Below are 7,579 nucleotides of genomic sequence, written 5' to 3'. Positions count from 1 at the left end.
GCAGGCGCAGCCGCTCGGCGCGCTCCTCCGGGGCGCAGTCCCGGAGGAGCTGGAGGGACGCCTGCTGCCAGCGCAGGGCGCTCAGCCGCGTGCCGAGCTCGCGCAGCCGCCCCGCCACGACGTCCTCCAGCGCGTCGTCCTCGTCGAGGACCCGGCCCACCTCCGGGACCGGCAGGTCGAGGGCGCGCAGCGAGCGGATCAGACGGAGCCGGTCCAGCGCCTCGGGCCCGTACCGGCGGTGTCCCCCGGTACTGCGGGCGGCCTCGGGGAGCAGGCCGCGGTCCGAGTAGAAGCGGACGGTCTTGACGGTGGCCCCCGCGCGCTCGGCGAGCTCTCCGATGGTCCAGGTGACGTCGGGCGATGCGGTCTCGGACAAGGGCTTGAACCTCCCTCAGGGGGAGTTCCTACCGTACCGGGGAGCGCGGACGGCCCGGCGGGCCGGGCCGCGCGGACGAAAAGGCATGTAAGGACACGTGAGGAGACGTTCCATGACGGCATTCGTCCTGGTGCCGGGCGCCCATACCGGCGGCTGGATCTGGGGAGAGGTGGCCACCCGGCTGCGGGAGTCGGGGGCCGAGGCGCATCCGGTGACGCTCACCGGCATGGGCGACCGCCGCCATCTGGCGGGCCCGCAGACCGAGCTGGACACGCACGTCGAGGACGTGGTGCAGGTGATCGACCACCTGGACGCCGCGGAGGTGGTGCTGGTCGGCCACTGCTACGGCGTCCACCCGGCGCTCGGCGCGGCCGCCCGGCGCCCGGAGCGGATCTCCCGCATCGTCTACCTGGACTCGGGCATGCCCCAGCACGGCGCCCCGGCGCTCGCCACGTTGCCGCCCGGCGCGGCCCGGATCGAGGAGGCCGAGGACGGCTGGCTCGTCCCCGCGCCGTCCTCCGGCGAATGGCAGCGCTGGGGCAGCACGGCCGGCGTCCCGGAGGAGGCGCTGGAACGGATGTCCCGCCTCGCCGCACCGCAGCCGCTGGGCACGCTCACCCAGCCGCTCCGGCTGACGGAGGCGCTCGCGAAGGTGCCGACGACAGGCGTGCTGTGCACGGCCAACGGGGCGAGCATCGAGACGCTCGAGGCGCTCGTCCGGTTCGGGGACCCGCACCTGAAGGCGCTCACCGATCCCGCGGTGAGCTTCTTCGAACTCCACACCGGCCACTGGCCGATGCTCTCGGCGCCCACCGAGCTGGCCGATGCCCTGCTGGGCGCCGCGGCCGGTGAGGGACACCGCATCACGGCGTCCGCGGAGCAGCCCCCGCGCTCCTTCCTCCTGGACGTCCCCGAGCGGCCCCGCGAACGGCACGGCCACGTCGACCTGTACCTCCCGGACGCCGAGGAGCCCCGCCCGGCGATCGTCTTCGTGCACGGCGGCCCGGTGCCGGCCGAGAGCCGCCCGACGCCCCGGGACTGGGAGGTCTTCACCGGCTACGGCCGGTACGCCGCGAGCCTGGGCGCGGTCGGCGTGACGCTCGACCACCGGCTGCACGACCTGGGCGGCTACGGGGACGCCGCCGAGGACGTCGCCGCGGCCGTCGACCTCGTGCGCGCCGATCCGCGCGTCGACGCGGACCGCGTGGCGCTGTGGTTCTTCTCCGGCGGCGGACTGCTGTCCGCGCAGTGGCTCGCGGCGGCCCCGCCGTGGCTGCGGTGCGTTGCGGCGACCTACGCCGTCCTGGCCCCGCTGCCCAACTGGGGGCGGTTCGACGCCCGTTTCCACCCGGTGGAGGCGCTGCGCACCCCCGGCGGGCCGCCGGTCGTGCTGTCCCGGGTGGAGCTGGAGCGGCCGGAGATCGCGGCGACGGTCGAGGAGTTCCTGACCGCCGCCGGGGAGTGCGGGGCGCCCGTCGAGGTGATCGACGTCCCGCTCGGCCACCACGGTTTCGAGACGATGGACCACACGGACGGAACGCGCCGTGCGGTGGAGCACGCGATGCTGTCGGTGCTGGGGCACCTCGGCGGCTGAGGTCTGCCGGCAATGTGCCGGCCGCAGCCGCGGTCAGTGCAGCAGCAGGTCGATCACACCCGTCAGGTCCTCCTCCCCGCTGCCCTCGGCCAGACGGCGGCGCATCAGCTCGAAGTAGGGGCTGAGCAGTTCCGGGCTGACGCCCTGCTGCTCGGCGGTGCTCAGGAAGGTCGGCGTGCCGGCCACTTGCATGGCGAGCGGGGAGACGACGCCCTTGGTGTAGTCGCCGCTCTTCAGCCGGTCGGCGGTTTCGTGCACTGCCGGGGCCATCGCGACGAGCCAGTCGGCGAGCAGCGGGGCGAGCGACGCGGGGTCGATGTCCTCCTTGCGGATCAGCGCGAAGGCGTGCGCGGCCCCGGCGAACATGCCGTACATGGCGCTGAGCAGGGCCACGTCGTGCAGGGCCGCGAAGCCCGCGTCCTCGCCGACGTAGGTGGTGCCGGCCGGGACGCCCAGCGTTTCCCGGTGCTGTTCGAACAGCTCCTGTGAGCCGCTGTAGAAGACGTAGCCGCCGGCCTCCGGGACACCGATCATCGGCGGGACGGCCATGATCCCGCCGTCCAGGTAGCGGGCGCCGCGCCCGCGGGCCCACTCGGCGCGGGTGCGGGCCTGGGCCGGGGTGCTGGTGGTCAGGTTGACCAGGTCCCTGCCGGCCAGGTCGGTGCCGGCCAGCGCCTCGCCGACCGAGGCGTCGTCCAGCAGACAGACGACGACCAGGGTGCTCGCCGCGACCGCCTCGGCGGCGCTGCCGGCGACCCTGGCGCCCTCGGCGGCGAGCGCCGTTGCGCGGGCGGGGGTGCGGTTCCAGACGGTGAGCGGGTGGCCGGCGGCCAGCCAGGTGCGGGCCAGCGCGGTGCCCATCGCGCCGAGGCCCAGCAGCGTGACGGAGGTCTTCTCGATGGTGTTCGGTGTCATGCCGATTAGGCTGGTCACAGGCCCGGAGGTGATCAAGTACGCACTTCGGAGTGGGTGGTTACCCCGGGGTGAGCGAGCAGGTCGGAGGGGTGGGGCATGACGACGCTGAACCGGCCCGGTGCACCGGGCGGACACGTCTGCGGGATCGATACCGCGATGGAGGTGATCGGCGGCAAGTGGAAGGTCCTGATCCTCTGGGCGCTCCACGAGCAGCCCTGCCGGCGCTTCGGCGAGCTGCGCCGGCTGCTTCCGGGGGTCACCGAGAAGGTGCTGGCCTCTCACCTGCGCGAGATGGAGGCGGACGGCGTCGTGCGCCGCGTCTCCTACGACGAGGTGCCGCCCCGCGTCGAGTACTCGCTGACCGAGGACGGCACACGCCTCAACGACGCCCTCCGGTCGCTGGCCGCCTGGGGCCGCGAGCGGGCGGCCACCCGGGGGCCACAGGAGAGGGCGGCCCAGGGCGTTTCCTGACGGACCCTAGGCCGGGTCTTCGGAGCCGGAGACGAGCCGGGCCAGGTGGTGCAGCGAGTCGGTGAGGTGCTCGGGGCCGAACGGCGGGAACCGGAGGTACTCCCGGATGGACGGCGGTACCGCCGACCAGTCGTAGGTGAGCGTGACCTCGGTCTTGGACGGACCGAGCGGCGTGAGGTCGTAACGCCAGAACCAGCCGCCGAACTCCAGCCGGCCGTCGTCCTTCTCCTGCCCCGTCAGCCAGCCGATGGCGCGCGGCGGGTCGAGCACGTGGACCTTGTTGGCCACCCGGTAGTCACCGTCCGGATGACCGGGGTGGTACATGGCCATCCGGAAGATCTGCCCCACCTCGGTCAGCGGCGCCCGGTCGACGGCTTCCCGGACCCAGCCGGTGCCGTCGATCGCGGCATGGGCCGCCGGGTCCGCCAGGACCGCGAACACGCTCGCGGCGGGCGCGGCGACGGTCAGGGTGGCGCTCACGTTGCCCTGGTCCACGATACGTATCCTGCGCCATGCCGCCGCCCTGTGTCTCGCGTCACACCGCGCCCGTGTCACAGACGGGCGGGCAGCTCGCATCTCGTGGTCGTCAGCGGCGAACGAGGAAGGCGAGACGATGAGCGGACGACACGAAAGCGGCACGACGGCGACGGCGGCCACGCACCGCGTCGTGGTCCTGGGGGCGGGGTACGCGGGCGTGTCCGCGGCGGTCCAGCTCGCGGCCCGGGTCAAGGGCCGGGAGGACGTCCAGGTCACGCTGGTGAACGCGCAGGAGCGGTTCACCGAGCGGCTGCGGCTGCACATGACGGCGACCGGGCAGCCGCTCGCGGAGCTGAGCCTGCCGGAGCTGCTGGAGGGCACGGGCGCGCGGTTCGTACGCGGCTGGGTGACGGCGGTGGACGCGGACGCGAAGACCGTGCGGATCGACGACGACCGGGTCCTGTCCTACGACACGCTGGTGTACGCGCTGGGTGCCGTGGCCGACACGGCCGCGGTGCCGGGCGTCGAGGACCACGCGTACACCCTGGACGGCGCCCAGGACGCCGAGTTCTGGCCGATCGGCTCGCACGGCTGGGCAGCGGCACGGTGGTGGTCGCGGGGGCCCGGCGGCCGCGGTTCCCCGCGGACCGCTCGCGGCAGCGGGAGGTCACCGAGCGGTTCTTCGCCGCCGCGACCGGCGGTGACGTCAACGCCCTGATGGAGCTGCTGTCCCCGGACGTCACCCTGTGGACCGACGGCGGCGGCAAGGTCCGCCAGGCCCTGCGGCCGGTCGTGGGCGCGTCCACGGTGGCGGCCTGGTTCGCGGCCATCGGCACCGTCACCTACCAGGGCATCGAGCCGGCGGACATGCGCGCCGAGCTCGTCGGCATCAACGGCGGCCCGGGCATGGTGTTCAGCGGCCCCGACCGCGTGATCGCCACCGTCACGTTCGACTTCGACGCGGACGGCCGCATCACCGCCATCCACAACGTGGCCAACCCGGACAAGCTCCGGGCCGTCACGGACGGCACCACCCACGACGTGGGAGGGCGTTGACCGTTGTCCATCCGCTGAACCGTTACGGGGTCTCCTTCTCCGTCGCGCAGTCCCGGACCCGGCCCTCCCGCGCCCACGGCCGCAGCTTCTCCGGGTTGCGGACCACCCGGATCCGGGTGACGCGCCCGTTCGAGACCTCGAACGAGGCCACGGTCACGACGACGCCGGCACGCCGGGCCACCAGGCCCGGCACGCCGTTGACCGAGCGCTCCAGGAGTTCCGGCCCCGGGACCGTGCCGGCGATGGCGATCATGTACTGGGCGATGCGCGCGCCGCCCTCGACCGGGCGCAGCACGGCGCCGGCCAGGCCGCCGCCGTCGGCGGTCATCACGGCGGCCGGGTCGAGGAGACCGACGAGGGCCGCGATGTCCTTGGTCTCCCACGCCTTTTTGACGCGCCTCACCACGTCGGCCCGGCCGGTCGCCGTCACCGGGGCGCGCTCGGCGCCCGCCCTCCGCCGGGCGGAGGACGCCAGCTGCTTGCAGGCCGCGGGGGTCCGGCCGAGAACGCCGGCGATCTCGGCGAACGGGTACCGGAAGACGTCGTGCAGGACGAAGGCCACCCGCTCCGCGGGCGTCATCGACTCCAGGACGACGAGGAAGGCCATGTCCACCGACTCGTCCAGAACGATCTGGTCGGCGGGGTCGGCGCCACCCGCATGGTCCCACTCGGTGCGGTCGGGCAGCGGCTCGGGCAGCCACGCGCCGACATAGCGCTCACGACGCAGCACGTCGTTCCTGCGGATCGCGATCGCCCTGCAGACCCTGACCATCTTCCTCCAGGCGGTCTCCGCCGGACTGCTGCTGACCTCGTCCTACGGAGAGACGCTGCACGGTGTCGGGGCCCGCGTGATGTACGGGGCGTCGATGCTGTACGTGCTCGCGGCGGTGCTGGCGTGGAAGCGGGGCGGTGGCTCGCCGCGGCATGTCCGGCACGCGTCGGGATTCCTCGCACTCGCCTCGGCCCAGGTGGTGCTGGGCATCGCACACGTACCGTCGGTCCATCTGCCGCTGGGTGTCCTGATGTTCGATCTGAGCGTACTGGCGCTGGCCCGGCGGTGAGTCCGCGCCTCCCGGCGACGGTTTGAACGCCGCGCGCGGGGGCAGCCGCCTGTTCGTACGGACGTTGATCGGATACGAGGAGGCCGCACATCATGAGTGCCGGTGAGAAGGCCAAGGCGAAGTCCGAGCAGATCAAGGGCAAGGCCAAGGAGGCGACGGGCCGCGCGGTCGGCAACGAGCGCCGGACGGCCGAGGGCCGCATGGAGCAGACCAAGGGCGACCTGCGCGGCGCGAAGGAGAAGGCGAAGGACGCGTTCGAGGACTGAGCGCCCCGGGACACATGGCGGGCCCCCTCACCGGCCGGTGAGGGGGCCCGTTTCTCGCCCTCACCGGGCCCGCTCCTTCCGGAGCTCGAACCACACGCGCTTGCCGACGATGTCGAGCCGGAGCGGCGCACTCGACCACCCCGCCTGACGGTGCGCCCCGCAAGGGGCGCGTGGCGCTCCGAACGTCGCGGCTACGCCGCCGGAGGCTCCGGCTTGAGCAGGGCGAAGGGCGCCCCGAACGGGTCCGCCAGCCAGGCCAGGCGGCCGACGTCCGGGACGTCCGCCGCCGGCATCAGGACCGTGCCGCCCGAGCCCTGCGCCCGTGCGACCGTCGCGTCCGCGTCGGCGACGGCGAAGTACGGGATCCAGCGCGGCTGTTCGCCCTGCCCCTGGGACGGGGCGACGCCGCCGAAGGTCGCCTCCTCCTGGCCGCCCTGCGCGGTCGAGAGGACCGTGTACGTCATGCCCGGTGCCTCCATCTCCGCCGAGCGCCAGCCGAAGACCCGGTCGTAGAAGGCGAGCGCGGCCGGGACGTCGCCGATGTGGAGCTCGGCCCAGCACAGGGCGTCCTCCTCACTGGCCTTCTCCAGGCCGCCGACGGCGCCCGGCTGCCAGACCGCGAACTCGGCGCCCTGGGGGTCGGTGAAACCGGCCATCCGTCCGGCCTCCATGACGTCCATCGGCGGGAACCGCACCGTGCCGCCGGCCTGTTCGACGGACTTGGCGGTGGCGTCCGCGTCGGGGGTGTGGAAGTAGACCGTCCAGGCCGGGCTCGCGCCCTCCTCGGTGAGGGGGCCGAGGCCGGCGACCGTCCTGCCGTCCTTCTGGAAGAAGCCGTAACCGCCCGCGTCCGGACCGGCGGACTGGAATTCCCAGCCGAAGACCGCGCCGTAGAAGGCGGCGGCAGCGTTCGTGTCCGGTGCGCCGAGGTCGAGCCAGTTGGGGGAGCCGGTGACGAAGTCGGTGGTGAGCATGGGGTGCGCTCCTTCGGGCGGAGTCGGCCACGGGCCGGCGCGGGAGGCCTCCCGGCCGGACCTTCAGTCTGGCACCCACCTCTGACAGCCGCGCGACGCGCGAAGGGCGCGTGGGGGCGGGCGGCGCACCGGGGAAGGCCGGAGGGGGTTCACCCGTTCGGAGTACGCCGATGCGGGGCGCGCGGCGGACGGGGTGAGCATGGAGGTGCCGTGAGGCACGTGACGCATCCGAGAACCCAGGAGGGCGATCATGACGACTGCCAAGGACATCATGCACCCCGGCGCGCAGTGGATATCCAAGGACAAGACGGTGCTGGACGCTGGCCGTGGCCACCACCATGCACCACTTCTCGGTCGCCTCCCTGATCGGCTGGGAGCGCGTGGACGCC

Annotated in this window: 9 protein-coding genes and 2 pseudogenes; 6 read left to right on the top strand and 5 right to left on the bottom strand. The window is 73.6% G+C overall.

The features are described 5' to 3' along the window. A partial coding sequence (locus tag AB0K09_RS26420; RefSeq protein ID WP_366067889.1) for a MerR family transcriptional regulator occupies window positions 1-376 on the bottom strand: 376 nt, incomplete at its 3' end. A 112-nt stretch (window positions 377-488) separates the two neighbouring features. On the opposite strand from AB0K09_RS26420, the gene AB0K09_RS26415 reads away from it, so the two are divergent. Continuing rightward, window positions 489-1,970, top strand: coding sequence for an alpha/beta fold hydrolase (locus tag AB0K09_RS26415; RefSeq protein WP_366067888.1), 1,482 nt, complete (start codon window positions 489-491; stop codon window positions 1,968-1,970). Between the two features lie 33 nt (window positions 1,971-2,003). Here AB0K09_RS26415 and AB0K09_RS26410 read toward each other — a convergent pair whose 3' ends face one another. After that, window positions 2,004-2,885, bottom strand: coding sequence for an NAD(P)-binding domain-containing protein (locus AB0K09_RS26410; RefSeq protein WP_366067887.1), 882 nt, complete (start codon window positions 2,883-2,885; stop codon window positions 2,004-2,006). Between the two features lie 96 nt (window positions 2,886-2,981). Here AB0K09_RS26410 and AB0K09_RS26405 point away from each other — a divergent pair, with 96 nt between their 5' ends. Next, window positions 2,982-3,356: a helix-turn-helix domain-containing protein gene (locus AB0K09_RS26405; protein WP_366067886.1), complete on the top strand. Its 375-nt coding sequence runs from the start codon at window positions 2,982-2,984 to the stop codon at window positions 3,354-3,356. Window positions 3,357-3,362: 6 nt separating this feature from the next. On the opposite strand, the gene AB0K09_RS26400 is transcribed toward AB0K09_RS26405, so the two are convergent. Continuing rightward, complete coding sequence (locus AB0K09_RS26400; protein ID WP_366067885.1) at window positions 3,363-3,851, bottom strand: SRPBCC family protein; 489 nt, start codon at window positions 3,849-3,851, stop codon at window positions 3,363-3,365. A gap of 118 nt (window positions 3,852-3,969) precedes the next feature. On the opposite strand from AB0K09_RS26400, the pseudogene AB0K09_RS26395 reads away from it, so the two are divergent. Beyond that, window positions 3,970-4,454 (top strand): annotated as a pseudogene (locus AB0K09_RS26395) (FAD-dependent oxidoreductase); the annotation flags it as partial. Further along, window positions 4,455-4,889: pseudogene (locus tag AB0K09_RS26390) on the top strand (nuclear transport factor 2 family protein); the annotation flags it as partial. Between the two features lie 22 nt (window positions 4,890-4,911). Here the strand turns inward: AB0K09_RS26390 and AB0K09_RS26385 are convergent. Continuing rightward, window positions 4,912-5,619: a sigma factor-like helix-turn-helix DNA-binding protein gene (locus tag AB0K09_RS26385; RefSeq protein ID WP_366067884.1), complete on the bottom strand. Its 708-nt coding sequence runs from the start codon at window positions 5,617-5,619 to the stop codon at window positions 4,912-4,914. A 7-nt stretch (window positions 5,620-5,626) separates the two neighbouring features. Between AB0K09_RS26385 and AB0K09_RS26380 the strand changes: the two genes are divergently transcribed. Then, window positions 5,627-5,950, top strand: a complete 324-nt coding sequence (locus AB0K09_RS26380; protein WP_366067890.1) for a hypothetical protein — start codon at window positions 5,627-5,629, stop codon at window positions 5,948-5,950. A 92-nt stretch (window positions 5,951-6,042) separates the two neighbouring features. Next, window positions 6,043-6,216: a CsbD family protein gene (locus AB0K09_RS26375; RefSeq protein ID WP_366067883.1), complete on the top strand. Its 174-nt coding sequence runs from the start codon at window positions 6,043-6,045 to the stop codon at window positions 6,214-6,216. Window positions 6,217-6,407: 191 nt separating this feature from the next. Here the strand turns inward: AB0K09_RS26375 and AB0K09_RS26370 are convergent, their stop codons facing one another. Beyond that, window positions 6,408-7,190 (bottom strand): VOC family protein, encoded by a 783-nt coding sequence (locus AB0K09_RS26370; protein WP_366067882.1) that lies wholly within the window; start codon window positions 7,188-7,190, stop codon window positions 6,408-6,410. Window positions 7,191-7,579: the final 389 nt, after the last annotated feature.

It is taken from the genome of Streptomyces sp. NPDC049577 (assembly GCF_040675635.1).
In the GTDB taxonomy this organism is placed as follows: Bacteria; Actinomycetota; Actinomycetes; order Streptomycetales; family Streptomycetaceae; genus Streptomyces.
This window is presented reverse-complemented; position numbering and strand designations above follow the sequence as displayed.

Bases quoted from the DNA above. Each gene is read 5' to 3' on its own strand.
- AB0K09_RS26415 (WP_366067888.1), top strand. From the start codon at position 489: ATGACGGCATTCGTCCTGGTGCCGGGCGCCCATACCGGCGGCTGGATC.
- AB0K09_RS26410 (WP_366067887.1), bottom strand. From the start codon at position 2,885: ATGACACCGAACACCATCGAGAAGACCTCCGTCACGCTGCTGGGCCTC.
- AB0K09_RS26405 (WP_366067886.1), top strand. From the start codon at position 2,982: ATGACGACGCTGAACCGGCCCGGTGCACCGGGCGGACACGTCTGCGGG.
- AB0K09_RS26375 (WP_366067883.1), top strand. From the start codon at position 6,043: ATGAGTGCCGGTGAGAAGGCCAAGGCGAAGTCCGAGCAGATCAAGGGC.
- AB0K09_RS26370 (WP_366067882.1), bottom strand. From the start codon at position 7,190: ATGCTCACCACCGACTTCGTCACCGGCTCCCCCAACTGGCTCGACCTC.